At 63.4% G+C, this 25,009-nt stretch carries 26 protein-coding genes; 16 read left to right on the top strand and 10 right to left on the bottom strand.

Annotated features, from left to right (window positions below; translation table 11 throughout):
- Window positions 1-21: 21 nt before the first annotated feature.
- Window positions 22-255: a DUF7385 family protein gene (locus GJR98_RS01705; RefSeq protein ID WP_151134846.1), complete on the top strand. Its 234-nt coding sequence runs from the start codon at window positions 22-24 to the stop codon at window positions 253-255.
- A 30-nt stretch (window positions 256-285) separates the two neighbouring features.
- Here the strand turns inward: GJR98_RS01705 and GJR98_RS01700 are convergent, their stop codons facing one another.
- The 3 genes from GJR98_RS01700 to GJR98_RS01690 all read right to left on the bottom strand — a co-directional run bounded on the left by GJR98_RS01700 (window position 286) and on the right by GJR98_RS01690 (window position 2,283).
- On the bottom strand, window positions 286-504 hold the full coding sequence (locus tag GJR98_RS01700) for a hypothetical protein (protein ID WP_151134844.1): 219 nt from the start codon (window positions 502-504) through the stop codon (window positions 286-288).
- A 48-nt stretch (window positions 505-552) separates the two neighbouring features.
- Complete coding sequence (locus tag GJR98_RS01695; protein ID WP_151134842.1) at window positions 553-1,872, bottom strand: RNB domain-containing ribonuclease; 1,320 nt, start codon at window positions 1,870-1,872, stop codon at window positions 553-555.
- Window positions 1,873-1,980: 108 nt separating this feature from the next.
- Complete coding sequence (locus tag GJR98_RS01690) at window positions 1,981-2,283, bottom strand: DUF7562 family protein (protein WP_151134840.1); 303 nt, start codon at window positions 2,281-2,283, stop codon at window positions 1,981-1,983.
- 202 nt (window positions 2,284-2,485) lie between these two features.
- Here GJR98_RS01690 and GJR98_RS01685 point away from each other — a divergent pair, with 202 nt between their 5' ends.
- Window positions 2,486-2,965 (top strand): RNA-binding protein, encoded by a 480-nt coding sequence (locus GJR98_RS01685; RefSeq protein ID WP_151134838.1) that lies wholly within the window; start codon window positions 2,486-2,488, stop codon window positions 2,963-2,965.
- Window position 2,966: 1 nt separating this feature from the next.
- On the opposite strand, the gene GJR98_RS01680 is transcribed toward GJR98_RS01685, so the two are convergent.
- Window positions 2,967-3,644 (bottom strand): DUF1028 domain-containing protein, encoded by a 678-nt coding sequence (locus GJR98_RS01680; protein ID WP_151134836.1) that lies wholly within the window; start codon window positions 3,642-3,644, stop codon window positions 2,967-2,969.
- A 158-nt stretch (window positions 3,645-3,802) separates the two neighbouring features.
- On the opposite strand from GJR98_RS01680, the gene GJR98_RS01675 reads away from it, so the two are divergent.
- Entirely contained in the window at window positions 3,803-4,159 is a 357-nt protein-coding gene (locus GJR98_RS01675; protein WP_151134834.1) for a cell division protein SepF, read from the top strand.
- Window positions 4,160-4,255: 96 nt separating this feature from the next.
- Window positions 4,256-7,204, top strand: a complete 2,949-nt coding sequence (gene uvrA / locus GJR98_RS01670; RefSeq protein ID WP_151134832.1) for an excinuclease ABC subunit UvrA — start codon at window positions 4,256-4,258, stop codon at window positions 7,202-7,204.
- A 12-nt stretch (window positions 7,205-7,216) separates the two neighbouring features.
- On the opposite strand, the gene GJR98_RS01665 is transcribed toward uvrA, so the two are convergent.
- On the bottom strand, window positions 7,217-7,789 hold the full coding sequence (locus GJR98_RS01665) for a cupin domain-containing protein (RefSeq protein WP_151134830.1): 573 nt from the start codon (window positions 7,787-7,789) through the stop codon (window positions 7,217-7,219).
- 100 nt (window positions 7,790-7,889) lie between these two features.
- Window positions 7,890-9,842 carry a COG1361 S-layer family protein gene (locus tag GJR98_RS01660; protein ID WP_151134829.1) on the bottom strand — a complete coding sequence of 651 codons (1,953 nt, stop codon included), beginning with the start codon at window positions 9,840-9,842 and terminating at the stop codon, window positions 7,890-7,892.
- A 137-nt stretch (window positions 9,843-9,979) separates the two neighbouring features.
- Between GJR98_RS01660 and GJR98_RS01655 the strand changes: the two genes are divergently transcribed.
- The 4 genes from GJR98_RS01655 to GJR98_RS01640 all read left to right on the top strand — a co-directional run bounded on the left by GJR98_RS01655 (window position 9,980) and on the right by GJR98_RS01640 (window position 13,944).
- Window positions 9,980-10,924, top strand: coding sequence for an ABC transporter ATP-binding protein (locus GJR98_RS01655; RefSeq protein ID WP_151134827.1), 945 nt, complete (start codon window positions 9,980-9,982; stop codon window positions 10,922-10,924).
- On the top strand, window positions 10,917-11,720 hold the full coding sequence (locus GJR98_RS01650; protein WP_151134825.1) for an ABC transporter permease subunit: 804 nt from the start codon (window positions 10,917-10,919) through the stop codon (window positions 11,718-11,720). The genes GJR98_RS01655 and GJR98_RS01650 overlap by 8 nt, the downstream gene beginning before the upstream one ends.
- 79 nt (window positions 11,721-11,799) lie before the next feature.
- Complete coding sequence (locus GJR98_RS01645; RefSeq protein WP_151134823.1) at window positions 11,800-12,792, top strand: WD40/YVTN/BNR-like repeat-containing protein; 993 nt, start codon at window positions 11,800-11,802, stop codon at window positions 12,790-12,792.
- Between the two features lie 69 nt (window positions 12,793-12,861).
- Window positions 12,862-13,944, top strand: coding sequence for a geranylgeranyl reductase family protein (locus GJR98_RS01640; protein ID WP_151134821.1), 1,083 nt, complete (start codon window positions 12,862-12,864; stop codon window positions 13,942-13,944).
- Window positions 13,945-13,980: 36 nt separating this feature from the next.
- Here the strand turns inward: GJR98_RS01640 and ygfZ are convergent, their stop codons facing one another.
- Together ygfZ and GJR98_RS01630 are read right to left on the bottom strand one after the other, a co-directional pair.
- Entirely contained in the window at window positions 13,981-15,090 is a 1,110-nt protein-coding gene (gene ygfZ, locus GJR98_RS01635; RefSeq protein WP_151134819.1) for a CAF17-like 4Fe-4S cluster assembly/insertion protein YgfZ, read from the bottom strand.
- A gap of 76 nt (window positions 15,091-15,166) precedes the next feature.
- Window positions 15,167-15,466, bottom strand: a complete 300-nt coding sequence (locus GJR98_RS01630) for a DUF6432 family protein (RefSeq protein WP_151134817.1) — start codon at window positions 15,464-15,466, stop codon at window positions 15,167-15,169.
- A gap of 104 nt (window positions 15,467-15,570) precedes the next feature.
- On the opposite strand from GJR98_RS01630, the gene GJR98_RS01625 reads away from it, so the two are divergent.
- The 7 genes from GJR98_RS01625 to GJR98_RS01595 all read left to right on the top strand — a co-directional run bounded on the left by GJR98_RS01625 (window position 15,571) and on the right by GJR98_RS01595 (window position 21,944).
- Complete coding sequence (locus GJR98_RS01625; protein WP_151134815.1) at window positions 15,571-16,530, top strand: DUF7093 family protein; 960 nt, start codon at window positions 15,571-15,573, stop codon at window positions 16,528-16,530.
- A gap of 70 nt (window positions 16,531-16,600) precedes the next feature.
- On the top strand, window positions 16,601-16,981 hold the full coding sequence (locus tag GJR98_RS01620) for a DUF5611 family protein (protein ID WP_151134813.1): 381 nt from the start codon (window positions 16,601-16,603) through the stop codon (window positions 16,979-16,981).
- 230 nt (window positions 16,982-17,211) lie between these two features.
- Complete coding sequence (locus GJR98_RS01615) at window positions 17,212-17,670, top strand: universal stress protein (protein WP_151134811.1); 459 nt, start codon at window positions 17,212-17,214, stop codon at window positions 17,668-17,670.
- Between the two features lie 63 nt (window positions 17,671-17,733).
- Window positions 17,734-18,414 (top strand): TIGR00266 family protein, encoded by a 681-nt coding sequence (locus tag GJR98_RS01610; protein ID WP_151134809.1) that lies wholly within the window; start codon window positions 17,734-17,736, stop codon window positions 18,412-18,414.
- A gap of 82 nt (window positions 18,415-18,496) precedes the next feature.
- Window positions 18,497-19,465, top strand: a complete 969-nt coding sequence (locus GJR98_RS01605; RefSeq protein ID WP_151134807.1) for an ROK family protein — start codon at window positions 18,497-18,499, stop codon at window positions 19,463-19,465.
- A gap of 564 nt (window positions 19,466-20,029) precedes the next feature.
- Window positions 20,030-21,490, top strand: coding sequence for an LVIVD repeat-containing protein (locus tag GJR98_RS01600; RefSeq protein ID WP_151134805.1), 1,461 nt, complete (start codon window positions 20,030-20,032; stop codon window positions 21,488-21,490).
- A 121-nt stretch (window positions 21,491-21,611) separates the two neighbouring features.
- A complete protein-coding gene (locus tag GJR98_RS01595; protein ID WP_151134803.1) occupies window positions 21,612-21,944 on the top strand; it encodes a NifU family protein in 333 nt (110 codons plus the stop codon).
- 142 nt (window positions 21,945-22,086) lie between these two features.
- On the opposite strand, the gene GJR98_RS01590 is transcribed toward GJR98_RS01595, so the two are convergent.
- Together GJR98_RS01590 and GJR98_RS01585 are read right to left on the bottom strand one after the other, a co-directional pair.
- Window positions 22,087-23,493: a DUF402 domain-containing protein gene (locus tag GJR98_RS01590; protein WP_151134801.1), complete on the bottom strand. Its 1,407-nt coding sequence runs from the start codon at window positions 23,491-23,493 to the stop codon at window positions 22,087-22,089.
- Window positions 23,490-23,864, bottom strand: coding sequence for a DUF7532 family protein (locus GJR98_RS01585; RefSeq protein ID WP_151134799.1), 375 nt, complete (start codon window positions 23,862-23,864; stop codon window positions 23,490-23,492). Before GJR98_RS01585 ends, GJR98_RS01590 begins: the two co-directional genes overlap by 4 nt.
- 98 nt (window positions 23,865-23,962) lie before the next feature.
- Here GJR98_RS01585 and GJR98_RS01580 point away from each other — a divergent pair, with 98 nt between their 5' ends.
- Window positions 23,963-25,006, top strand: a complete 1,044-nt coding sequence (locus tag GJR98_RS01580) for a PrsW family intramembrane metalloprotease (protein WP_151134797.1) — start codon at window positions 23,963-23,965, stop codon at window positions 25,004-25,006.
- Window positions 25,007-25,009 lie beyond the last annotated feature (3 nt).

The following is a 25,009-nucleotide window of genomic DNA, read 5'->3' as shown; positions in this document are numbered from 1 at the left end:
CGCCCTACACACAACACTCTCATGAACGACGAGGAACTCGACGAACTTCGGTCGTCACTCACTCCCTACGAGTCCAGCGGCGGCGTCACCACCTACCAGAACACCGTTGCCATCGCCTGTCCGGCCTGTAAGGAACCGTTCGACGACCTGGTGGTCTGCGAAGACGACTACAACAGTCTCGAACTGAGCATGATGCTCGACCTCTGTGTGACCGCACACGACAACGACATCCTGCTGTTCACGCACAAGCAGTAGCGACGCTGCTCACGGACCGACGCAAGGCGGTCACTCGCCGACGATTCGCTCGGTGTCGATAGTCGTCTCTTCGACGAGCGTCTCCACTTCGAGGACACCGTAGACGACCCACGTCACGACTGCCGAGGCGATGGCGGCCGTCGTGCCCGCACGAAGCCCTGTTCTCCAGCCGCTCGTCGCCGTGCCGACGAGGAATCCAACGAGGAACGCGAAGAGACCGTCTACGACGGTCGTTTGGACTCTGTTCATACGTCCACGACGCTGCGCGTGACGAAAAATGTAAGCGAGGTAGCGCGTCTACTCGCGCGGCGGGAGGCCGTTCTCGTCGATGACGTCGCCATCGTCGTCGATGGTGACGATACCGCGGTTGTTCACTGCGTAGGGGTCGAGGCCGACTTCTTGCAGGAACTGCTTGTAGAGTCGCTCGGCCGTCTCGGCGTCCTTCTGGCGGTCAGAGGCACGGTCACAGAGTTCCACGAGGTCCTCTGGGACGTCGTTCTCGTGGACGATCCAGTGGTTGATGAGGTCCGAGAGACGGCGGATGGGCGAGGTGAAGTGCCCGTAGATGTCGAAGTTGAGCGCGTAGTGGCCGCCGAAGGGGTCGTTCATGTACTTCGCGCGAGGCATGACCTTCAGCACGGCGCGCTGAATCTTGTTCAGGGTTCGGGAGTTCGCACTCTCGAGGGCGTCATTGACGGCCTTGCGGGGTTCGTCCCACGACGTGGACTTGATGCTCACGCCGTCGAGTTCGGTAATCTCGCGGAGCGCCTTGTCCCACTGGTCGGGCGTCGGCTGCGGGTGGACGCGGTACATCGCTTCGACACCACGGCTCCACATGAGTTCGTGCGTGACCGCCTTGTTGGCCTTCAGCATGCACTCTTCGATGATGGTGTGTGCGCGGTCGCGACTCGGGTTGAGGACGAGCGAGCCGTCTTCTTTGCGCTGTTCGTGCAGTTGGTCTGCGAGGTCGTAGACGAGTGCGTTCTCGTCGTGCAGCGGCGCGTCCTCGTCGTCGAGGCGGTTCTCACACTGCGTGTAGGTGAGGCGCTCGTCGGAGTGGATAACGGACTTGTAGATGTCGATAGATTCGAACGAGAGCGTGTCCTTCTTGATTTCCATCTCTACGGTGTGTGCCAGTCTGTCCTCGTTCGGGACGAGCGAACAGACCGTCTCGGCGAGGACCGGCGGGAGCATGTGAATCGTGTAGGCGGGGAGATAGACGGTGTTCCCGCGCTTGACGGCCTCGGCCCACATCTCTGAGCCGGGGTGGACGTAGTGGGTCACGTCGGCGATGTGGACCCACAGCGTGTACGTCTCGTCGTTCTCGCGGATGCTGATGGCGTCGTCGAAGTCCTGTGCGTCCACAGGGTCGGTCGTCCACGTCGTCAGGTCCCGAAGGTCCTGACGGTGTTCGAGCTCGTCTTCGATCTCCTCGTGGACACCCTCGGTGCGGGCGCGTGCCTCCGAGAGAACTTCCGGTGGGAATTTGTCGCGAATCTCGAACTCCTCGAACAGTTCCTCGCGCTTGTTCTGGAGGTGTCGCGCGAGTTCGGCGTCGATTTCGACCGGGCCTTGCCCTTCGGCAGTTCCGGCGTACGCCTGCGCGTCGTCTGACATGGACCCGTCTAAACGGGGCAGGGAGAAATGCGTGTCGGGGACGCGGCGTCGAGACTGCAAAACGAAGTCACTGGTCGGCCGCGTGCAGTGGAGTCAGCGACTCGTCGACTACCGTCCGCGCTCTCCCGGCGACTCGTACCGTTCGGCGACGGCGTCGAAGTACCGAATGAGGAACTCCTCTTGTGAGATGCCGTGTTCTTCGATGTCGACGAGGAGGCCTTCGAGTTCTTCGCGTGGTTGGTGACAGAGGTCTCGGTAACACTCCTTACAGAGGTGTTCGAACCGCTTTCCGTGTCGTTCCCAGCGGTTCCCCTCTTTGTCGTACTCACGCGCCGCCGACCGGAGCACTGAGTCGCCGCACGCGATGCACACGACCGACTTCCGGTCCCGGTTGGTCCGGGAGCGCCACATATGGATGAGGTGGACCCAACCGTACTTATCTGTTGTTCCGGTTCTGTGCGACGCGCGTCGTACGACCCGCCGAGGTGGCCTCGGTCGCTCGGTATGGTCGACCCGCTATCGCTCGGTGTGGACGACCCACCCGTCGCCGATGTGGTGCAATCGTTCGACGTGGAGCGGTCGATTTATCGGCCGTGAGCGTCCACGAACCGATATGAAGGTCAAATCTCGTCACCATCTCCGGAACGACGAAATCCGAGCGGTCAAAGAGTCCATCGAGTCGCTCCTCGGCGTCGAAATCGACGGCGACGCGTTCGAGGGCGTCGAGTTCGCTGACGCGGACTACGAGGTCGTCCTCGTCGACGGCGAACCGGCAGTCCTCTACGTCGAAGGCGAACCGTTCCTGACCGTCAAGGGTGCGAACCAGTTCCCACCGACGAAGAACGTCGTCACCGTCGACGCGGGTGCGGTCTCCTTCGTCTCCAGTGGTGCCGACGTCATGCGCCCCGGCATCACCGAAGCGGACGAGAGCATCGCCGCCGGTGACCTCGTCGCAATCGCAGAAGAGAACCACGGCAAAATCCTCGCAATCGGGCGCGCGCTCGAAGACGGTGTCGACCTCGTCGGCGACTCCGGGAAAGTCGTCGAATCCATCCACCACGTCGGCGACGACCTGTTCAACTTCTCGGTCTAACTCACGCGTCTGCGTACTTTTCGATGGCTGCTTCGTAGCCCTCACGTGCCAGTGCGAACGTCTCGCGGAGGTCCCGGAGCGGCGTCTCCGTCGCGTCAACGCGGAGATCGTTGTAGTAGGGGTCCATCTCCCTGTCTTCGGTCGTCGCGACGACGACTGCCGCACTCTGGACCGTCAGGTCGTCGCGTTTGTCGCCGCCCTCGGCGTGTCCCGCGCCCAGTGCGTCGATGAGGCGCTTGGCCAACGGGTCGTCGCGGCCACTCTTCTCGTAGGACGTGGCGACGGCGTCGACGACTGACTCACCCGTGAGCAAGTTCCCCGCGACAGTGAAGTCGGCACCTGTACGGTGTCCCGCCCAGTCGTGGCAGTCGTCGCCCGTGAAGGCGAAGGTTCCGTCGGCGTCGACGCCGTGGAGTTGTCGCTGTGTGCGCCCGTCGTCGGCGTTCAAGAGCGCCTGCAAGGCGTCGTTGATCGCGAGCCCGTCTGCCAGATACGAGGTTCCCGCTCGGCCGAGTTCGACGTTCGTCAGCGCCTGTGTCGCGATGGCACCGTGTTCGCTCGCGAACGGGCAGAGTGCGCCGACGCCGGGCAGTCGGGTCGTCACGGCGACACCGAAGCGATGCTGGTCTGTCCCGTCGCTGTCGGTGTACGCTTCGTGGACGCAGATGCTGAAGGTCATGGTGTGTCACAGGGTAAGCGCAGTAAAAACACCCGACGGAATCGGCCGGGAACGCCGGTTGTCGGGGCGCTCAGGGGAGTCTCACCGCCGAGAATGTATCTGATGCCTGATAGTCGTCTGACGTAAGAACTAACCCTGTCGTGACCTCTCTACGTCCTATGGGCATCATGAGCAAGATTCTCGGTGGTGGTGGCTCGAGAACGACCGAGGACTACGTCGAACTCGACCTCGACGACTTCGATACCGCCCGCGGGACGGCCGGCATTTCGGTCCACATCGCGGATATCGGTGGCCAACAGGACGTCATCGCGATCAAAGACGCCGTCTACGACGGTGACATGGTCATCGCAGACATCACTCGACACACGACGTCGGACAGCACGATGGAACACATCATCGACGACCTTCGACAGGTCGCACGAGAAGTCGACGGCGACATCGTCCAGAAGGGTGACGACCAGATTATCATCACTCCGACGAACGTCTCGGTCGCACGTTCGAAACTCAACTCCTAACGCCGAATTTTCACTGCGGGTGGGAGGCCCGCAACATGCGGTTCGGATGGCCCGAACCGATGCCTATTCGGTCCCCTCGTCCCTAGAGACGTCCGAATGAGCAAGGACCACATCGAGGTTCGCGGTGCCGAAGAGCACAACCTCAAGGACCTCGACGTCCGCATCCCTCGCGAGACGTTCACTGTCGTCACCGGCCTGTCGGGGTCGGGTAAGTCCTCCCTCGCGTTCGACACCATCTACGCGGAGGGCCAACGCCGCTATATCGAGTCGCTGTCGGCGTACGCCCGGAACTTCCTCGGCCAGATGGACAAGCCGAAAGTCGAGGCCGTCGAGGGTCTGTCTCCGGCAATCTCCATCGACCAGAAGAACGGGGCGAACAACCCGCGTTCGACCGTCGGGACGGTCACCGAACTCCACGACTACCTCCGCCTCCTGTACGCGCGGGTCGGCACGCAGTACGACCCCATCACGGGCGAAGAAGTTGGTGAGCAGTCTGCACAGGACATGGTCGAACAGATTCTCGAACTCCCCGAAGGGACGAAAGCGAAAATCGTCGCCCCGGTCGTCCGCGACCAGAAAGGCGAGTTCAAAGACCTGTTTTCGGACCTCGTCTCCGACGGCTACGCCCGGGTCGAAGTCGACGGCGAGGAGTACGACCTCTCGTTCGAGACCCCCGAACTCGACAAGAACTACGACCACACCATCGACGTCGTCGTCGACCGGGTGAAAGTCTCGACCGAAGCGCGCTCTCGCATCGCCGACTCCGTCGAGACGGCACTCGAAGAGGCGGGCGGTGTCCTCAAACTCATCGTCCCCGACCCACCGAAGGACCTCCCCTTCGCGTCCAACACGCGCTCGACGGGGTCGCTCGCGGGTGAGGAAGACGACCGACTCGTCGTCGAGTTCTCGGAAGAACTCGGCAACCCGAACTCCTCGTTCCGCTTCTCCGAAATCGAGACGCGGTCGTTCTCCTTCAACAGTCCCCACGGGGCCTGTCCGGAGTGTGAGGGCCTCGGGAAGGCCAAAGAGGTCGACCCAGACCTCGTCGTCACGGAGCCGTCGAAACCGCTCAAACACGTCTTCGAACCGTGGAGCTACAACCGAACGTACTACCGAAGACAAATCGACTGCGTCGCCGACCACTTCGGCGTCAGCGTGAGTACGCCGTTCGAAGACCTCGACGAGGAGGTCCAGCACGCCTTCCTCTTCGGGACCACCGAAGACGTGGTGTTCGAGTGGACGACGAAGAACGGGACGCGACACAAAGAACACCCGTTCGAGGGTGTCGTCGAGAACCTCGAACGACGGCACGTGGAGACCGACTCCGACCGGACGCGCGACCACATCGAGGAGTACATGGCCGTCACGACCTGTCCGGCGTGTAACGGGTCGCGCCTCAAAGAGCAGTCTCGCCACGTCCGCGTCGGCGGGACGACGCTCCCCGAAGTGAACCGTCTGAGCATCGCCGACGCGCTCTCGCACTTCGAGGGTCTCGAAGCCGAACTTACGGACCGCGAGCGAACCATCGCACAGGAGATTCTCAAAGAGATTCGCGCCCGCCTCGGGTTCATGACCGAAGTCGGGCTGGAGTACCTCACGCTGGACCGCGAAGCGGCGACCCTCTCCGGCGGCGAGTCACAGCGTATCCGTCTCGCCACGCAGGTCGGGTCGGGTCTCGTGGGCGTCCTCTACGTCCTCGACGAACCCTCGATTGGCCTCCACCAGCGCGACAACGACAAACTCCTCAACACGCTCGAAGGCCTGCGCGACCTCGGAAACACGCTCATCGTCGTCGAACACGACGAGGAGACGATGCGCCGGGCAGACGAGATTATCGACATGGGTCCCGGTCCGGGCAAGCGCGGTGGTGAAGTCGTCGCACAGGGTGACTTCGACGACATCGTCGCGGCGGACAACTCCATCACAGCCGACTACCTCTCCGGTCGCAAAGACATCGACGTGCCCGAGACGCGACGCGAGGGCGACGGCGAACTCGTCGTCCGCGGCGCGCGCCAGCACAACCTCAAAGACCTCGACGTACCCATCCCACTGGGGACGTTCACCGCCATCACCGGTGTCTCCGGGTCGGGCAAGTCCACCTTGATGCACGAGATTCTCTACAAGGGACTCGCCCGCCGGATGAACGACAACACCTCCGTGGACCCCGGCGAACACGACGCAATCGACGGCTACGACCAAATCGAGACGGTCCGCCTCATCGACCAGTCACCCATCGGTCGCACGCCACGGTCGAACCCCGCGACGTACACCGGCGTCTTCGACTACGTCCGCGAACTGTTCGCCCAGACGAAACTCTCCAAGCAACGTGGCTACGAGAAGGGTCGCTTCTCGTTCAACGTCAAGGGCGGCCGCTGTGCGGCCTGTAAGGGACAAGGGAACGTCAAAATCGAGATGAACTTCCTCTCGGACGTGTACGTCCCCTGTGAGGAGTGTAACGGCGCCCGCTACAACGCCGAGACGCTCGACGTTCGCTACAAGGACAAGACCATCGCGGACGTGCTCCAGATGGAAGTCGACGAGGCGCTCGAATTCTTCGAGGCGAACTCGCAGATTCGCCGTCGCCTCCAACTGCTCCACGACGTCGGCCTCGGCTACATGCAACTCGGGCAGCCATCGACGACGCTCTCCGGTGGCGAGGCCCAGCGTGTCAAACTCGCAGAGGAACTCGGCAAGAAACAGACCGGCGACACGCTCTACCTGCTGGACGAACCGACGACGGGACTCCACAAAGAGGACGAGCGGAAACTCATCGACGTGCTCCAGCGCCTGGTCGATAACGGCAACACGGTCCTCGTGGTCGAACACGAACTCGACCTCGTGAAGAACGCAGACCGCATCATCGACCTCGGCCCCGAGGGCGGCGAAAACGGTGGGACCATCGTCGCCAGCGGAACGCCAGAGGAGATTGCGACGAACCCCGACTCACACACGGGTCGGTACCTCCGCGACTATCTCCCGGACATTGACAAAGAGGGACCGCGCTCGGACCGTCGCAAACCGGCGAAAGTGCCGAACGACGACTGAGCCGTTCGTTTCTCACTCCGCTGTTTCGGCTGTCTCCCCTGTTTCTCTCTCGTCGCCGACCGGATACGCTGGTACCGGCGGGTTCCCGAACGCGCGTCCGACTGGTGCGAGCATCCAGATGACGTACTGTATCGGACTGGCTGGTCGCGTCACGTCTCGAAACTCGTGGAGCCACGGTGCGACGGCGAGGATGTCACCATCGCTCCAGTTCTCGAGTTTCCCGGCGTGCATCAGCGCGTACTCACTCACGAGGAACTCCGCGAATCGACCCGGCGGGGTGACCGTCACGATGATTCGCACGCCGAGAGGGCCGATGCGAAACGTGTGCGGTGTTCGTGCAGGAACGACGACTGTCTTACCCCTCCCGAGAACGTCGTCGTCGCCGTCGATGGTGACGTACAGTGACCCTGCTCGAATCTCGAACTGCTCTGTCGCCGTCGGGTGATAGTGCATCGGCGGACCTGGTGTCTGCGCTTGCAACGTCGTCTCGAACTGCAGATACGCGCCGTCTGTTTCCTCCGGGAGTTTCAGAAACTCGCGCCGTCCACCGGTGACTGGACTCGTTATCGTTCTTGGGAGATCCATGATAGACACACTCACCCCATGACAATAGCTCGAATTCACACCTGACCAGAACGTTCGAGACACCGGTTACCGCCGTCGGTACCACCAGTCGAGACGCCGATTACCGCCGTCGGTACCACCAGTAGCCAACGCCGGCGAGTGCGAGAATGGCGACGGCGGCCGGAATGATGGGGAACGTCGTCGACGGTTCGATTATTTCGACAGCGACCTGTTGGGGTCCGGTTGTCAGTTGCCGGCCAGCGTCGTCCTGATAACTCACGTTGACGACGACGGCCTGTGTCTTCGGAACGGCGTTGTCGCTCACTTCGAGGTCGAAGACGACGAGTCTCGTCTCGCCCGCTTCCATCCGCGGGATGAACGCCACGGCGTCCTCGCTGGAGAGTGGTTCTTCGGCGGCGAGTCGGACCGTCACGTCAGTCTGCGGTGTGTCTTCGGTGTTCGTCACCGCGAGGACGAGACGGCCGTTCGAGTCGACTTCGAACACCGCATCTCGCGGTTCGACTGCAATCGCGGGATTGCGCGCGCTCACCGTGGCGAGGACGTCGGTTCGGTCGAACGCCCGCATCTCGTCGCCCGGCGGTCGGTACTCGACGACGAACGGGAGTCGCCGTGGTCCGGGTGTCGTCCCTTCGGCGAGTGCGATCGCGTACTCGTACTCGGCTGACTCACCCGGGCCGAGCGTGCCGAGGGTGACTTCGAGGTCGGTCGGTGTCATCCCCGTTCCGTTCGCGTCGAGGCGAAGCACCACGTCACGGGCCTCGCTCTCACCGACGTTCTGGACAGTTCCGGAGACACGGCCGACGCCGCCGACGCGGAGGTCACTCTCTTCGACGGTGATGCTGAACGCTGGCCCAGCGCCGGGGTCGAGGCCGGCGACGAGCGACTCGGTCTTTCGGTCGCCGCCGGGATTGCGGAACGTGACACCCACGTCGAGCGAGTAGGGACGGTCGAGGGCGTCGTCGGCGACACGCGTCCGGAAACTCACGCGCTTCGTCTCGCCGGGTTCCCACGCGCCGACGTACGCCTCTGCGGCGGGTGCACCGGCACCGAACGTAATCTCGGAGTCCGTCGATTCGATGCCGACGGTGGTTCCTGTGGCCGTCGCGTCGCCGACGTTCTGGAGTTCGAGTGTCAGTGTTCCGGTATCTCCGACGGCGACGGCCGCATCGACGTCTACGAGTTCGAAGGTTGCGCCACGAGTCGGACTGACGCCTGCGACGAGCGTACGAGAGGTCCGTTCTTGTCCGTCTTCGTCTCGGTACGTCACCGTCACGTCCACCGAGTAGTTCCGGACGATGGCGTCGTCGGCGACGCGGGTCCGGAACTCGACGCGCTGGGTCTCTCCGGCTTCCCAGTCCCCGACGAAACTCTCGGCGGTCGGCACGCCATCTCCGAAGGAAATCTCTGGGTCGGTCGAGGTGACCGTCACGGTGGCGTCTTCGGCATCGACGGGGCCGACGTTCGTCACGTTGAGCGCGATGGTTCCGGTGTCGCCGACGGCGAGTTCGGAGTCGACCGCCTCGACGTCGAACGCGGGGCGGCGCTCGACGACGACTTCGAGGTCTCGCGTGATGGTCCGACTTCGGTGTGTCGTCTGGACAGACTCGCCATCGATGAAGACAGACGACGTGTAGTCGTAGGAGAACTTGACTGGGATTTCGTAGGTTCCCGGTTTGGCACCTTCTGCGACCCGGAGTCTGAGTGACACCGGCCCGGAGACGCCCTCGGGGACGGTTCCGACTGGTATCTCACCACTGGCGACCGTTATCGGTCCTTCCGACTCCGCTTCGAACGTCAGCGCCCGCGCAGTCTGGACGAGCGCTTCGTACTGCTCGGGACCGTCGTCAGTGACGGTCCCTGTATTGACGACGAACACCTCGACGACCGTCTCGCTGCCGGCAACGAGGCGGTTCTCCGGTGCGACGAGCGTGAGGTCGGGACTCCCTGAGACGCGTGTTGCGGTCGCTGCGCTCCCTGTCGCTCCGAGGAGAGCCGACAGCACGAGCAGTGTCGCGAGGAGTGCAGCGCTCAGTCGCCGAGTACGTCGAATCATGGTAGGTACCAACCGGCGGGGCGGTACCTCGCTCGGTCAATTCATATTAGTCGGCTGTAATATTAACCGCCGCTCCAACTCTCATCAGTTGGTAATTGCACGCAAGGGATAGGTTGGCGGCACGCCTACCTCGTAGCATGACTGTCCCCGCCATCAACATCGAAGGGTTGACCAAATTTTACGGGGACGTTCGCGGCATCGAAGAACTCGACCTCACGGTTCCCGAGGGCGAGCTGTTCGGCTTTCTCGGGCCGAACGGGGCCGGGAAGTCGACGACGATCCGACTTCTCTTGGGATTTCTCACGCCGACTGCTGGAACCGCGAGCATTCTCGGCGTCCCAATCGACGACCGGGACGCCTTCCTCGGCGTTCGTGACCAGATTGGGCACATCCCCGGAGACCCCCAGTTCTACGACGACGTGACGGGCCGGAAGACCCTCGACTACCTTGCGAGTCTCTCCGGTGACGAACGACGCGACGAACTCCTCGAACGCTTTCCGGTTCCACTCGACCGCCCAGTTCGAGGCTACTCACGAGGGAACCGACAGAAACTCGCCATCGTCCAGGCGTTCATGCACGAACCGCGCCTCGTCGTGATGGACGAACCCACGTCCGGGTTGGACCCGCTGGTCCAACAGGAGTTCTACGACTTCCTCCGCGAGGAGCGTGACCGGGGTGTCTCGGTGTTCTTTTCGACCCACATCCTCAGCGAGGTTCGGCAGGTGTGCGACCAGGTCGGCATCATCAGAAACGGCCGACTCGTCGCCGTCGAACACATCGACGACCTCCTCGAACGGAGTGGGAAGGTCGTCACGCTCCAGTCGCCCGACGCCATCGACCTCGCCGACTTCGACTTCGACGAGACCATCGACGCGAGACTCGAACCCGACGGCTCACTTCGCCTCGTCATCTCGGGGAACTACGACGGCCTCGTGGACGCACTCGAAGCCTATCGTATCGACGACCTCGAAGTGCGCGAGACGGCCATCGAAGACGTGTTCATGCACTTCTACGACGCCGACGAGGACGAGAGCGAGGAGGCTGGAGAGACAGACCTGCCCGAAGAGGTCGCCGATGCGTGAACTCGACATCGCGTTGTTCGAGTTCGACCAGCGCCGGCGCGGGATTCTCATCGTCACCGCGCTACTCGTCGCGACAGTCGGTCTCACCATCGCCGTGTTCCCCTCGTTCGGGGAGGCAGACGTCGATTTCAACGAACTGCTGGAGTCGTATCCCGAAGAGTTCAGAACGGCGTTCGTCGGGAGCGTCACCGACATCTCGTCGCTCGAAGGCTACCTCGTCATCGAACTCTACCAACTCGTCTGGTTGCTCATCGTCGGGAGTTACTTCGCCTACGCCGCAGGGTCGCTCATCGCCGGTGAGGTCGACCGCAAGTCGATCGAGTTCGTCCTCGTCCGCCCCATCTCTCGAACCCGGTTCGTCATCGGCAAGTTCCTCGCGATGCTCCCGGCAATCGCACTCGTCAATATCGTCGTCTTCGCATCCGTTATCCTCGGTGCTGGCCTCATCGACGAGGAGATTCGGGTGTCTCGGCTCGTCTTGGTCCACGCGGTTGGCGCGCTCTACCTCGTGGACTGCGTCGCCGTCGGCCTGCTCGCATCGGCGTTCTTCCAACGAGTCCGCCGGGCCCAAGGCGCCGCCATCGGCGTCATCTTCGGAACGTTCCTCCTCGACTCGCTGACGACGGACACCGACTACGAGTTCCTCGGGTCGCTCTCGCTCACGCGCTACATCGACCCCGGCGAACTCCTCGTTGCTGGCGACGTCGACTGGGGTGGCGTGGCCGTCCTCTTCGTCACTGCGTGTGTCCTCGTGGTGCTCGCCGCCGAGGTGTTCGAGCGCCGCGACCTGTCGTAGGCCTCTTCGCCCCGTTGGAGTCACGACGCGCCCTACGACGCGCTGTCGTCCTTTTGCGTGTGGAGGCCGTAGTTTCCCTATGCATCTCTACGCAGCAGCAGACGGCGCAGTACTCGCCGTCACTGGCCCACCGGATGACCTTCGGACTCGTCGTCGCCTCGGCGACCACCGAATCGAGTGTGTCGCGGGCGACCCGCGTGTCCCAGCGCGTGCCTTCTGTGGCACCTTCGACGCTGGTCTCTTCCGGACGACAGACGGCGGTGAGACGTGGCACGAGAGTGGGGCTGAGACGGTCATCGACTCCGTGACGAGTCTCGCAATCTCACCCGCCGACCCGGACGTGGTCTACGCCGGCACGGAACCGTCGACGGTGTTTCGGTCGACTGACGGCGGAGAGACGTGGGCCGAACTCCCGTCGCTGACGGACCTCCCTTCTGCGTCGTCGTGGGCGTTCCCGCCGCGGCCACACACCCACCACGTTCGCTGGATAGAAGTCGACCCCGTGGACCCGGACCGACTCTTCGTCGCCATTGAGGCGGGCGCGCTCGTTCGTTCGCTCGACGGCGGCGGGACGTGGCAGGACCGCGTCCCCAGGAGCAAACGAGACACCCACTCGATGGCGACGCACCCCGACCGACCGGGACACGTCTGGGACGCCGCTGGCGACGGCTACGCCGAGAGCGACGACGGCGGTACGTCGTGGACGACACCGACCGAGGGACTCGGCCACGGGTACTGCTGGAGCGTCGTCGTCGACCCGGCAGACCCCGGGTCGGTCCTCTTGACTTCCGCACGGAGTCCGATGCGGGCCCACAACGTTGGGGCTGCGGAGAGCTACCTGTACCGCTCACGCGACGGTGACCCGTGGGAGCGCCTCGACGACATCGGCCTGCCGACGGGAGCGGGTGCGACGCGCGCCGTCTTGGCATCCGGCCTGGTTGGTGGCGAGTGCTACGCAGTCAACGACCACGGGCTCTTCCGAACGGCCGACTTCGGCGACTCGTGGACCAAACTCGATATCCCGTGGGGTGAAGCGCGGCGAACCGCAGCAGGACTCGCCGTCGTCGGGTAACCCCGGTCTGGTTCCGGCCCGTTCGACCGAAGCGAGAAGATTCATTGGCCGTCGCGTCAACGCCCGAGTATGTACGATTTCGCCGTCGTCGGCGTTGGTCCTGCCGGCGCGCGGTTCGCCCGTCGTGCGGCCGAAGCGGGATACGACGTGCTCGCCCTCGAAAAGGGGACAGTCGGAACGCCGCTCGCGTGCTCTGGGCACGTGAGTACCGACATCTGGGAGTACGTCCCCGACGAGGCACGTGACCACCTCTTCCAGAACCGTATCTACGGCGCAGACTTCCACGTCGGCGGCCCGAACTCGAAGGCGTATCCGTTCTACAAACAGACGGAAGTCTCGAACGTCATCGACCGTGTCGAACTCGACCGAACGCTCGCCGACTGCGCGCGCGAGGCCGGCGCGGACGTCCGCGAAGGCCACACGGTCACGGCAATCGAGGAACTCGACGACCGAGTGGAACTGACCGTGAGTGTCGCGGGCGAGTCTGGAACCGTCTCGTTCGACGCCAAGATGGTCGCCGGGTGCGACGGCCCAACCTCACGGGTCCGCCGCTCACTCGACCTCCCGGAACCGTCAGAGACGCTCCACGGCGTCCTCGCGTTCGACCCGGAACCTGACCACGGTGACTTCGTGGACGTTCACCTCACAGTCCCGCGGTTCTTCGCCTGGCGTATCCCGCGCGGCGATGCAGGTGTCGAGTACGGACTTGCGGCCCCACCGGGTGCGGAAGTCAACGAGATGTTCGACGCGCTCACCGACACCTACGACGTGGAGACCGAGCACTTCTGCTCTGGGGCGATTCCAATCGGTCCACCGGCGCGCACGACGACGCGACGCGCGTTCCTCGTCGGTGACGCCGCCGCGCAGACGAAGCCGTTCACCGGTGGCGGCATCCTCTACGGAATGACCGCCGCGGACATCGCGGCCGAGACTATCGACCCCGACGACCCCGAGAGCCTCTCGGAGTACGAGTCTGCGTGGCGTGACGAACTCTCGACGGAGATTCGACTCGGGCATCTCGTCCGCAAGTGCTACTCGTTCCCCGAGTGGCTCCAGCACGTCGGCCTCCGGTCGCTTTCCGGTGAGATTGGTGTCCACATGGACAAGCCGAGCTCGTTCTTCTCGCGCGAACACCTGAAGAAACTGTTCTGACCGGGAGTACGGTCCAACGACCGTGCTCGTCACTCCTTACTCTGGGTACGACGGAATCCGTGCCGAGCGAGCAGTTCCGTCCACGAACGGGAGTGACTCGACGGTGGCCGAAATCTGTTCTCCGTCGACGGCGACGGTGAGCTCGTCGGCTCCGAGGTCGTAGTTCACGAGTGCGAACCCGATGGGTGACTCGACGAGGGGACTCTCGACAGCGCGCGTTACCGTTCCGACGGCGTCACCGTCCGCGCGGACCTCGGAGTCGCCAAACGCGTCCACACCCGCGTCGGGGATTGAGTCGGCACGGAAGCCGACGAGGCGACGCGACGGACGTCCGCGGTTTTCGACCTTCGAGACGACTTCCTGCCCGACGAAACAGCCTTTGTCGAAGTCGAGTGCGTTGCGTGCGCCGACGACGTTCGGGATGTTCCCGCGCAGTTCGGTCTCGAACAGTGGTGTTCCGGCCTCGGCGGTGAGGCTGTCCCACGTCTGGTAGCCGACGGGTATCGCGGGGTTCCCGTAGAACAAGAGCGCCTCGAACACGTCTTCGGCGTCTTTGGCCCGGCAGATGAGGTCGTAGCCTTCCTCACCAGTTGGGTTGTCCGACGCGATGACCGTCACACCGTACTCGCCGCCGATAGAGCCACGGACGAAGGTGAGTTCGGGTTCGGGCGCGCCCGCCCCCGAGAGGATGCTCGCGACTTTTTCAGTCGACTTCGACCCGTGGACACCGAAGACGGCGAACTCTTCGGAGGCGTCGCGGATGCGGACGCGCTGGAGGAACGTCTTCGAGCGCCACTCTTCGACGAGCGGTTCTGCACGGTCGCGCGGCGTGAAGAGGAGCAGTCGCTCGCCAGCGTTGTAGATGTACATGTCGGTCTCGATACGGCCATCGGGGTCGAGGAGGAAGGCGTAGACGCCGTGTCCGTCGTCTGCAGGGACGTTGTTCGTCACCGCGTTGTCGACGTACTCGATTCGGTCCTCGCCTTCGACGGCGACGACGCCGTAGCCGTGTTCGATGACTCCGACACCGTTGCGGACGGCGCGGTGCGTCCGGTCCGGTCGGCCGTAGTGGCTCACAACCTCGACTCCACCGCGCGTCTCGAACGTCGCACCGTGGGCCTCGTGGATGTCGGCGACGAGTGTCATAACTCCCCGTTTGGCCTCAGCGGGTAAAACCCTCACACTCCGCGGTCACGCTTCCGCGATTCACTCGGTGGTCTGGCTACAGTCCGAGGCGTTTGCGAAGACGGTCTATCAACGTTGCATCGGGCTTCATCTCTTCACTCGGATCTGGAACGACTCGCTCGTCTGGGTGGATGAGGACGCGCCGTTGCGCCTCTTCGACCACGATGAGGTCTTCCGACTTCAACACCGAGAGGGCGTCTTCGATGGTGTCGATGTCGGCGTCGACGGCAGCACGGAGTTCGAATACCGTCATCCCTTCGTCGTGGCGGTCGACGAGCGCGTCGAGTACCGCGACTTCGATGTCGCGGCGATTCCGAAACTCCCGCCTCGCTCTCATAGTCGATACATCGTTCGCCTCCCGTTTACCTGTACCGCCCGTCTGACAGACGTCCGACGGTCAGGGGGTAGCTTTTTGGTGCAGAATCCCGGAATCCTCGCGTAATGGGACTTACTTGCCGTCTTCTCGGGCACTCGTACAGTGACCCCGAGACGGAACGGGAGCGCGAGGAACGCGGTGACGAGGTGGTTGTGTCGATTAGAGAACTGCAAGTGTGTAGCCGATGCGGGCACGAGCAGGTAATCAGCGAGAACAAGGAAGTGACGGCCATCCGGACGCCCGAAGAAGTCGGGATGACGGAAGGCGAAGTCGAGACGGCCGCGGCCGGATTCGAACCCGCCGACCCGAAACCGGGTGCGACCGACTCTGACGAGTCAGTTGTCGAGGCGGAACCAGCACCAGATGCCGAGGCCGCGCCCGACATCGAGACGGCTCCGGACCCGCAGACCGAGGCCGCCTCGGATGCACAACCGGCGCCCGACCACCCGGCCACTGACGACGCCGACGAGGAACTCGAACCCGAACCCGCCGTCACCGACGACGGCATCATCCTCGAAGACGATGCGGACGACGACGCCCCGCGTGACCGGACGCAGTGGCCCGACGACGTCTCCGACGTCGACACGGAAGACCCGGCACCCGCCCCGACCGGCGACGCCGACGACGCGGAGTTCATCGACGCCGACGCGGCGGCCGGCACTGAGAGCGAATCCAAGCCAGCGCGCGAACACGGTGCATGGCCCGAGGCCCCCGGCGAAGACCACGGATGGGATGCCAAGCCTGACGACGGTGAACCGGCCTCCGTCTCGTTCGGTGGCGGACTGACGCCCGAGTCGAACGGGTCTGTGAACGCGGCGGCGAATGGCGAATATATCGAAGCGGACGACGCAGACGACTTCGTTCGTGCCGACGAGGCGAACCTCGGAAGCGAGGCGCCCGACGAAGCCATCGAGTACTACTGCCCGAACTGCGGGCACTCGCGCGGTGCGTCCTCCTCGTCGATGCGGGCGGGCGACATCTGCCCCGAGTGTAAAAAGGGATACATCGCAGAGCGCGAAGCCTAACCGCGTCACGCCATCACAGGCGTGGTAGAGTCGCGAAACAGGTAAACCATCCCCTATCGAAAGTGCCCGCATGAAGGAGTACAAGATGCGTCGTGGGGAGACGCTCGAAGAGCGAATACCAGACATGGAAGCGACCGTCGAAGAGTACTTCGGACCCATCACGGGCACCGAGGACTTCAAGGGGAGCGACCTCTTCGTGGTCGGCGAACCGAAGAACCCGGTGTTCAAGCGCGTCGTCGTCGGCGCTGTCAAGTACAGCGGGAAGAAGGACCGTCTCGCGGTCAACTTCGAAGAGGCCGACCCGACGGACCTCGCACCTGAAGACCTCGAAGCGGCCGGTGAGGCCGTCAGCGCGAAAAACGACTTCCTGCTCGAAGCGACGGGCCGCGACGCGAAGTCGCGCCGTGACTCGATGAAGCGCGCAGTCGAAGACGACGCACCCGACTACTAGAGCGTCAGCATCGCAGTTCGGCTTTTTCTCGTGTACCCACCACACGCAGAGCGGGGCGCTCGGCCGTTTCGTCGTGCATGCTTCCCTGGACACCCGCGATTTCGGCGGAGCGAATGTGGCAACGCGTGTCACGACACACGAGCGACAGCGTTCGATACTGCAGAAATATTTTTTCGAAATTGAGTAAATCTTCCACCATCGTTAAGTGTCGTCGGGCCGAACGGCCTGCTATGGCCATCGAAACCATCTTACTCGCCGTTGGCGCGGGTGACGCCGACCGACTCGACCGACTCGCCGAAGAGACGATCGACGTCGCCGGACCGACTGGTGCGACCGTCGTCATCGGTCACGTCTTCACCAAAGACGAGTACACCGACGCGCTCGACAACCTCGACTTCGACATCGAGGCCGAAGAGGTATCAGGCGACGACGTCGCGCGCCGACACGCGTCGGTCCGCGAACTCGCCCAGAAGTTCGACGCGGCAGGCCTCACGTACGAGGTCCGCGGCCCCGTCGGCGACCACGGAAAGAAACTCGTCGAACTCACGAACGAGGTCGATGCCGACCGTCTCATCGTCGGTGGGCGCAAGCGCTCGCCGGCCGGGAAGGCCGTCTTCGGGAGTCTCGCCCAAGAAGTCATGCTCGAATCGCCGTGCCCTGTGACGTTCGTTCGTGCCGACACGAAGTAACGAGCGTGTGCGAACTGTTCTCTGTGGAATATGTTCATACTGCCGTGAGTTGTTCTAGCCGGTATGGACCACACCATCGAATATCGCCCGTCGTTTGCCCTCCTCACCGTCTCTCTCGACCAAGGTGAGTCGATACGTTCTGAGGCTGGCGCCATGGTGAGTTACGCCGACGGTATCGACATCGAGACGACCGCACGGGGTGGCATCTTCGGGTCGCTCAAACGGAGCGTCCTCGGTGGCGAGTCGTTCTTCCAGAACACGTTCAACGCGAGAGAAGCGGGTGAGGTTTCGTTTGCACCACCCCTCCCGGGCGACATCGTCCACCACTCTCTCGACGACGAGACGATGTACGTCCAATCCGGGTCGTACCTCGCATCCGCCGTCGACCTCGACCTCGACACTTCCTTCGGCGGCGCCAAGACGTTCTTCGGCAGTGAAGGGCTCTTTCTCTTGAAACTGGAGGGGACCGGCGACAGTTTCCTGTCGAGTTACGGGGCTATCCACGAAGTCGAACTCACCGAAGGCGAGCGCTACACGGTCGACACTGGCCACATCGTCGCCTTCGACGGGACGACCGACTTCACCGTCGAGCGCGTGGGCGGACTCAAATCGACGCTGTTCAGTGGTGAAGGACTCGTCTGCACGTTCACGGGACCGGGAACCGTCTGGCTACAGTCTCGGAGTATGGACTCGTTCCTGTCGTGGCTCATCCCCAAACTCCCGACGACGAACTCGCCCCAGTGAGCGTGGGAATCGCTACCGCCGAGCGAGTAAATCAGCACCAAATCCCGCTTAGTTAAGTGGCGTGCGAATCCCTATGGTGACAATGGCGTACTACGTGGGTGTCGACCTTGGGGCGACGAACGTCCGCTCGGTCGTCGCCGACGACGAGGGAGAAATCCTCGGACAGGCCCGGGATGGTACACCCCGCGGGCCGACCGGTATCGCGGTCACCGAGGCGGTTCTCGGCGTCGTCAGGCGGGCATGTGAGGAGGCGGGTATCGAACCGAGCGACGCAACTGCGGCAGGTATCGGCGCGATTGGACCGTTGGACCTAGCCGAGGGTGCAGTCGAGAATCCGGCGAACCTTCCGGACACCATCGACCGCATTCCACTGACTGGTCCGATTTCGGTCCTCTTGGACACGGACAACGTGTACCTCCACAACGACACGAACGCCGGTGTCATCGGCGAGCGGTTCCACTCCGACCGGAACCCCGACGACATGGTCTATCTCACCATCTCGTCGGGTGTCGGTGCGGGCGTCTGTGTCGATGGGCACGTCATCTCCGGATGGGACGGTAACGCCGGTGAAGTCGGTCACATGACGCTCGACCCGAACGGATTCATGACGTGTGGGTGTGGCCACGACGGTCATTGGGAAGGCTACTGCTCGGGGAACAACATCCCGAAGTACGCCCGTGAACTCCACGAAGAAGACCCCGTCGAGACTGCACTCCCCATCGACGACGCTGACTTCTCGGCGGTCGACGTGTTCGAACACGCCGGCGACGACGAGTTCGCCGACCACGTCATCGCCCAACTGGGCCACTGGAACGCGATGGGTGTCGCCAACATCGTCCACGCGTACGCGCCGCTCATCATCTACGTCGGCGGCGCCGTCGCTCTCAACAACCCCGAACTGATTTTAGAACCAATCCGCGAGCAGATGAGTGACATGGTGATGTCGAACATTCCCGAGATTCAACTCACCACGCTCGGCGACGAAGTCGTCGTCGAGGGTGCGCTCGCGAGTGCGATGACCGCCGGAACTGGTGACCGGTCGCGACTGTAAGGTCGCGAGGATTCACCAGTTTCGGCGTTTCTGGAACCGGCGACCAGTCTCGGCTTTCTGTCCGTAGACGATTCGACGGTCACTGCACCGTCGATACTGACGACGATTCGCAAATCAGATACTCGAATCCTGATTTTACTTCGAAAGACTGCACTGCGAACTGACTGTCGTGACTACTTGGTTATCTCGCATGATATTCGGTTGCGTACTCTTATAGTGGTCCTCAGAAAATCCGATGACGTGCACCCGGCGGTGCCCACCTCGTGGGCACGTCGGTCGACGCCTCCCGTTCGCGTCGACTCAGTCGGTGCACGGGCGTTCCACCGGAAGCGACGAACGGGAACTGGTCGGTACCCCCCCACCACACTACCGACCGATCGACCTCGCCGAAGTCTCTTCGGCGGGTAGACGGACTTTCGTCCGTCGACGCCGATGGGGAATCTCCCACCCACCCCACCCACCCGAATTCCCCACGTCGGCGTCACTTCGATTCTCACGCGATATCACCGACCCGAGGACGCGAAGCGCCGTCCGACTTTTGTCCTCTCCACCCTGACTAGAACCGTGGACCGTCGCCAGTTCCTCCGTGTGACCGGTGGCACCGTTCTCGCAGGTGTCGCTGGCACGACTCGTGTCGCTGCTGCCCATCCCGGTCCCTTCGAACCACTCGGTCGGGTCGATATCGAGGGTGCGAAGGAGGTTGTCGTCTCTCCCGACGGACAGACGGCGTTCGTCGCCGCGACGAGTGGATACGCCACCGTCGACGTTTCGTCACCCGACCGGCCGCGCGTCCTCGCAGAACGGCGCAACCTCCTGTCTGACCACGAAGACGGTCCGTTTCGGAACGTCTACGACGCAAAACTGGACGGCGAGACGCTCCTCGTCGTCGGCCCGGCGAACCCACTTCCAGGTACCCCCGCCGGTGTCCTCGTCGTCGACGTCTCCGACCCCGCGTCACCGACAGAAGTCACCTTTCACGAAACCGAGTACCCCATCCACAACTGCTTCGCCGCCGACGGACGCGCGTATCTGACCGCCAACGACGGCGACCAAAACCCGCTCGTCGTCCTCGACACCGAGACAGGGACAGAACTCGGCCGCTGGTCGCTCGTCTCGGTGGACGAGCAGTGGGCGGAGGTCCACTCGTCGCTTCGGGCCGTCCACGACGTGTTCGTTCGAGACGGTGTCGCCTACATCTCGATGTGGGATGGCGGGACGTGGATTGTCGACTTCACCGACCCGCAAGCCCCGTCGGTACTCGCCTCTATCGGACCCGGTGACCCCGACGAACTCGCCGCGCTCTCGGGGGGAGAACGTCGCACTACAGGACGGACAGCGCCGGGGAACCACCACTCCGCCGCGACGGATGACTCTGGTGACCTCCTCGGTATCGGTATCGAGTCGTGGGCAGTCGAAGTCGAGCGCGACGACGAGACGACAGAACTCGTCGGCGGACCGAGCGGCGTCGAACTGTGGGACATCTCAGACCTCTCGAATCCGACACACCTCTCGACCATCGACCCACCAGCCAGTCCCGACCCGACGGTCGGCGGCGTCTGGACCACCGCGCACAACTTCGACTTCCACGACGGCCGCCTCTACACGTCGTGGTACCGCGGTGGCGTCAAACGACACGACATCTCGGACCCGGCTGACCCGGTCGAACTCGCGTGGTGGCGCGACCCCGGACGGACCAACTTCTGGAGCGCGCAGTACGCCTACCCATTCGCCGACGAGGGCGTCTTCGTCGCGTCGAGTTGGGGCTTCGACGACGTTTCTGGTGCGCTCTACACCTTCCCGGACCACAGCGGCGACCAACTGAACCCGCCGACACTCGGTCCCGAGACGACGACTGAATCGCTCGTCAACACGCCGACGCAGACCGATTCGACTGCGCGGACGGCCGAGACACCATCGACAGACGGCGTCTCCCGGAGCGACGTTCCGGGATTCGGAATCGGCACCGGTGCCGCCGCCCTCGGTGCCGCCGGTTGGTGGTACCGTCGTCGCGCTCAGCGGGAGTGACCCGCCACCACGTGGTGGCGCGATGAATCTGTCACGAACGACCGAAACAGCCTTTCTCTCGCCCGTCGATGCGTGGGGAGAACCGTTTCATTCTAATCCGTGGGTCCCGAACCGTCGGAGTATGAGCGACGAGTCGGAGAGCCTCAAAGAGCGCGTCGAGACGTGGATGGTCGGGCAGATGCCCATCATCCAGATGCACGGTGGCAACAGCGTCGTGCGCAAGGCCGATGCCGAATCGGGGGAAGTCGTCGTCGAACTCGGTGGGGCCTGCGCAGGGTGCGGCATCAGCAACATCACCGCCCAGAACATCCAGTCGGACCTCATCATGACGTTCGACGAAATCGAAGACGTGCAGGTGAAAGTCCCCAGTTCCGGCGACCACGGGAGCAGCACCGTCGAAGGCGGTCGCGGCGGCGAGTTGCAGTTCGGCGACGAAGGTCCGGGGCACTTCTAAAACCACCTTTTTCGTCGTCCGGTTTCCTCGGACAGCTTCGCTGTCCTGCGGGAACCATCCTCGAAAAAGCTGGACCAAAAAGTTCCGAACCTCGCTTCGCTCGGTTCGGTCAGTGACCTCGTACCGCGGCAGTGACTCTGATTTAATTCGACAGCGCCGACTCCAGACTCGACGCAACCGACCGCGCTTTCTCGGCGAGTTCTTCAGAGATGTTCCCCGCGTCGACCGCCTCGTCTAACTCGTCGTCGTCGACGCGTTCGACCGTCCCGTCTGCGTGTTTCACCACGTCGACGTGCAAGTCCACGTAGCGAATCTGGTCCGGGAAACACTCGACCGGCGTGCAGATGTTGACGTAGGTGCCTTTGACCTGTCCTTCGGAATCGCGGTAGACCGTCGGGTACCACCAGCGGCCTTCGCGGAATTTTGTGACTGCGACGTCGCCCGAATCGCGTTCGACGCCGAGGGCGTCGTAGGTGCCGCCGCCGCTCATCTGTCGGCGAACCTCGATGGTCCCATCCGGGTCTCGTTCTGAGACTTCACCCGACCCGAGTTCGATGAGTCGGCCGTCGGGTTTCCCGTGGCCGATACCCACGTCGTCGCCTTCGAGCGGGCCGAACTGTGCGGTCACCACGTCGAAGGGGAACTCGCCGTCTTCGGCCGACGAACAGAGCGCTTCTGCGAGGTCCACACCCGCGGATGCTTTCGGTGATGCTGCTTTCGTCCGGTGGTGGCCGGGCATCGTCGTCTCGACAGCACGACGGTGTTCGTCGAGTTCGAAGCGTGTCTCGCGCCCGAACCAGACCCACGTCGTCGCCGTCGGTGATGCGACTGCCCGCGGTGCGTCGACCGGTTCGTCGAGGACCCCGTCGAGTTCGGCGGCGATATCCGCCGCTCGGTCGAGAGCGTCGTTCAGTGCGCTCATGTCGGCGTCGACGGCGTCTCGGTGCCAGCGAATGCCCCACCCGTCTGGTGGGTCGCCGCCGAGGAGGTCGGTCATCCCGGCGAGTTCGCGAGCGGCCGCCTCGTCTCTGGTGTCCACACGGACGCCCTCTGCACCCGGTTCGAGTGTGGCGAGGCCGGCGATGGCGCGAATCTCCCCCGTCAGGTCGGGGCGTCGGTCCGCCCACGGTGGAGACGACTCGGAGACTTGGACTCTGACCTCGTCGCCGACTTCGACTCGACCGTCGATGTCGCCGTACGAGAGGTAGCCGTCAGTCTCACCGAGGTCGCAGATTGCACCGCCGCCGAGTGTCTCGGTCACGCGAGCGTCGAACACCGCGCCCGTCGGGGCGGGGTCGTCCCAGTCGAACGTGTCCAGACCGAGGTCGACCAGGTGTTCGGTGGCCGCTTCGACTGCGCTGGGCGTTCCGGCCACGCCGACACCCTGTCGGTCGCGCGTCGTCTCGATGGCGACGTCGTGGTCGGCAGACTCGAACTCGGCGTCGAACCGGTCTCGAATCGGGCCGGACGCCTGCACCACGTCGTGTCCGGATTCGAGGAACAACCGCGTCAGTGCCGTGGTGTAGATGCCGCGAACGCGGACGTTCATAGGTCGTCGGGGTCGCGGGCGAACTTCACGCGCGCGTCGACGGTCGGGCCGAGCGAGAGTTCGACCGTCTCCTCAGAGAGGATGCGTCCACCCTCGATGGGAACGCCCCACGAGTCGAACTTGAGGTAGCCACGGAGTGACGCCCCGTGCGTGTAGAGGTCGATGTGGTCGACCGTGTGTTCCTGTACGTCGCTGGCACTGTGTGCCATCTCCATATCCGAATAGAACGTTCCGCCGTCGCCGAAGAACGCTGCGAGACGGTCGGCGTCTGCGTCGACGGCCGCGCTGACGTGCTCGGACGCTTCACGGAGGTCGTCAGTGTCGAGACCGACCTCGCGGAGCGCCGCCTGTTCGCGTGGGTCGAAATGCATATCGGCCCTTCGGCGTGGAGGGTTTAACTTCACTCGGTCGGGCACAGCAACAGCCCTCGCCGAAGGAATTACGCCCCACGCCCTCTATTCGTCAGGTGATGGACCAGAGCCGAGACCCGGTCGAACGTGGGTCCGATGGAAAGGCGGACCTCTACGACATCGCGACGTGGGAGGAACGGACGTCCGTCGACGGATTAGCCGTCGCACTCTACCGACTGTTGGTCGCGTCTACCCGCGCAATCGTCATCCTCACCGCGCTCCTCATTCTCGTCGGTATCGGTGGACTCACAGCGATTACCGACCCACAGATTGGCGCACTCACGTTGCTGTCGGCGTTGCCGGCACTCGGCCTCGCAGGGTACGTCTACTACACCGACGTGACCGATAACGAACCACTCTCGGTTCTCGTGGTCACGTTCCTCCTCGGCGTTCTGACGGCCACGTTTGCGGCCGTTCTCAACTCGCTCTTGGGCAACGTCGGGCAGACGATTGCGACCGAACTATCGCTCAGCATCGGGTTCTTCGGGTCGATTATCTTCTTCTTCCTCGTCGTCGGCCCCGTCGAAGAGACGGTGAAGTTGCTCGCGGTTCGTCTGTACGCGTACTCCAACAGTAGTTTCAACTCCGTCGTCGACGGCGCAGTCTACGGCGCGATGGCTGGTCTCGGCTTCGCCACCATCGAGAACGCCCTCTACATCACTCGCAACATCATGATGTCGGGACTCGACGTCGGTGTCGCCGATGGCGCCGCGATCATCGGTGCTGGCAGCACCATCACGGCGGTTCGCGCACTCGCCGGCCCGGGTCACGTCATCTACTCTGCTATCGCAGGCTACTACCTTGGCCTCGCGAAGTTCAACAAAGAAAACGCCGGCCCAATCGTCGTCAAGGGCCTCATCCTCGCGTCGGTCGTCCACGCAACGTACAACTCGACGGTCGGCATCGGGTCGTTCGCCATCGCGTCGCTGACGGGACTGGGTTCCCTCCCGTCGTTCCTCGTGTACGTACTCATCTACGACGGTATCTTCGGCCTCTACCTCATCCGGAAGATTCGTCGCTACAGTCAGGCGTACCACGCGGCATACGAACCAAGCCAGCCCGCGTCGTCGTTCACGTCGGAAGTGACTGAGTTCGAAGACTGAGGC

Origin of the sequence: Haloferax marinisediminis, assembly GCF_009674585.1 — an archaeon.
GTDB classification, from domain to species: domain Archaea; phylum Halobacteriota; class Halobacteria; order Halobacteriales; family Haloferacaceae; genus Haloferax; species Haloferax marinisediminis.
Note: the sequence above shows the minus strand (reverse complement) of the source record. Positions and strands in the feature narration are given on the sequence as shown.

Excerpts from the sequence above, each read along its gene's own strand:
- GJR98_RS01705 (WP_151134846.1), top strand. The coding sequence starts at position 22 with ATGAACGACGAGGAACTCGACGAACTTCGGTCGTCACTCACTCCCTAC.
- GJR98_RS01700 (WP_151134844.1), bottom strand. The coding sequence starts at position 504 with ATGAACAGAGTCCAAACGACCGTCGTAGACGGTCTCTTCGCGTTCCTC.
- GJR98_RS01695 (WP_151134842.1), bottom strand. The coding sequence starts at position 1,872 with ATGTCAGACGACGCGCAGGCGTACGCCGGAACTGCCGAAGGGCAAGGC.
- GJR98_RS01690 (WP_151134840.1), bottom strand. The coding sequence starts at position 2,283 with ATGTGGCGCTCCCGGACCAACCGGGACCGGAAGTCGGTCGTGTGCATC.
- GJR98_RS01685 (WP_151134838.1), top strand. The coding sequence starts at position 2,486 with ATGAAGGTCAAATCTCGTCACCATCTCCGGAACGACGAAATCCGAGCG.
- GJR98_RS01680 (WP_151134836.1), bottom strand. The coding sequence starts at position 3,644 with ATGACCTTCAGCATCTGCGTCCACGAAGCGTACACCGACAGCGACGGG.
- GJR98_RS01675 (WP_151134834.1), top strand. The coding sequence starts at position 3,803 with ATGGGCATCATGAGCAAGATTCTCGGTGGTGGTGGCTCGAGAACGACC.
- uvrA (WP_151134832.1), top strand. The coding sequence starts at position 4,256 with ATGAGCAAGGACCACATCGAGGTTCGCGGTGCCGAAGAGCACAACCTC.
- GJR98_RS01665 (WP_151134830.1), bottom strand. The coding sequence starts at position 7,789 with ATGGATCTCCCAAGAACGATAACGAGTCCAGTCACCGGTGGACGGCGC.
- GJR98_RS01660 (WP_151134829.1), bottom strand. The coding sequence starts at position 9,842 with ATGATTCGACGTACTCGGCGACTGAGCGCTGCACTCCTCGCGACACTG.
- GJR98_RS01655 (WP_151134827.1), top strand. The coding sequence starts at position 9,980 with ATGACTGTCCCCGCCATCAACATCGAAGGGTTGACCAAATTTTACGGG.
- GJR98_RS01650 (WP_151134825.1), top strand. The coding sequence starts at position 10,917 with ATGCGTGAACTCGACATCGCGTTGTTCGAGTTCGACCAGCGCCGGCGC.
- GJR98_RS01645 (WP_151134823.1), top strand. The coding sequence starts at position 11,800 with ATGCATCTCTACGCAGCAGCAGACGGCGCAGTACTCGCCGTCACTGGC.
- GJR98_RS01640 (WP_151134821.1), top strand. The coding sequence starts at position 12,862 with ATGTACGATTTCGCCGTCGTCGGCGTTGGTCCTGCCGGCGCGCGGTTC.
- ygfZ (WP_151134819.1), bottom strand. The coding sequence starts at position 15,090 with ATGACACTCGTCGCCGACATCCACGAGGCCCACGGTGCGACGTTCGAG.
- GJR98_RS01630 (WP_151134817.1), bottom strand. The coding sequence starts at position 15,466 with ATGAGAGCGAGGCGGGAGTTTCGGAATCGCCGCGACATCGAAGTCGCG.
- GJR98_RS01625 (WP_151134815.1), top strand. The coding sequence starts at position 15,571 with ATGGGACTTACTTGCCGTCTTCTCGGGCACTCGTACAGTGACCCCGAG.
- GJR98_RS01620 (WP_151134813.1), top strand. The coding sequence starts at position 16,601 with ATGAAGGAGTACAAGATGCGTCGTGGGGAGACGCTCGAAGAGCGAATA.
- GJR98_RS01615 (WP_151134811.1), top strand. The coding sequence starts at position 17,212 with ATGGCCATCGAAACCATCTTACTCGCCGTTGGCGCGGGTGACGCCGAC.
- GJR98_RS01610 (WP_151134809.1), top strand. The coding sequence starts at position 17,734 with ATGGACCACACCATCGAATATCGCCCGTCGTTTGCCCTCCTCACCGTC.
- GJR98_RS01605 (WP_151134807.1), top strand. The coding sequence starts at position 18,497 with ATGGCGTACTACGTGGGTGTCGACCTTGGGGCGACGAACGTCCGCTCG.
- GJR98_RS01595 (WP_151134803.1), top strand. The coding sequence starts at position 21,612 with ATGAGCGACGAGTCGGAGAGCCTCAAAGAGCGCGTCGAGACGTGGATG.
- GJR98_RS01590 (WP_151134801.1), bottom strand. The coding sequence starts at position 23,493 with ATGAACGTCCGCGTTCGCGGCATCTACACCACGGCACTGACGCGGTTG.
- GJR98_RS01585 (WP_151134799.1), bottom strand. The coding sequence starts at position 23,864 with ATGCATTTCGACCCACGCGAACAGGCGGCGCTCCGCGAGGTCGGTCTC.
- GJR98_RS01580 (WP_151134797.1), top strand. The coding sequence starts at position 23,963 with ATGGACCAGAGCCGAGACCCGGTCGAACGTGGGTCCGATGGAAAGGCG.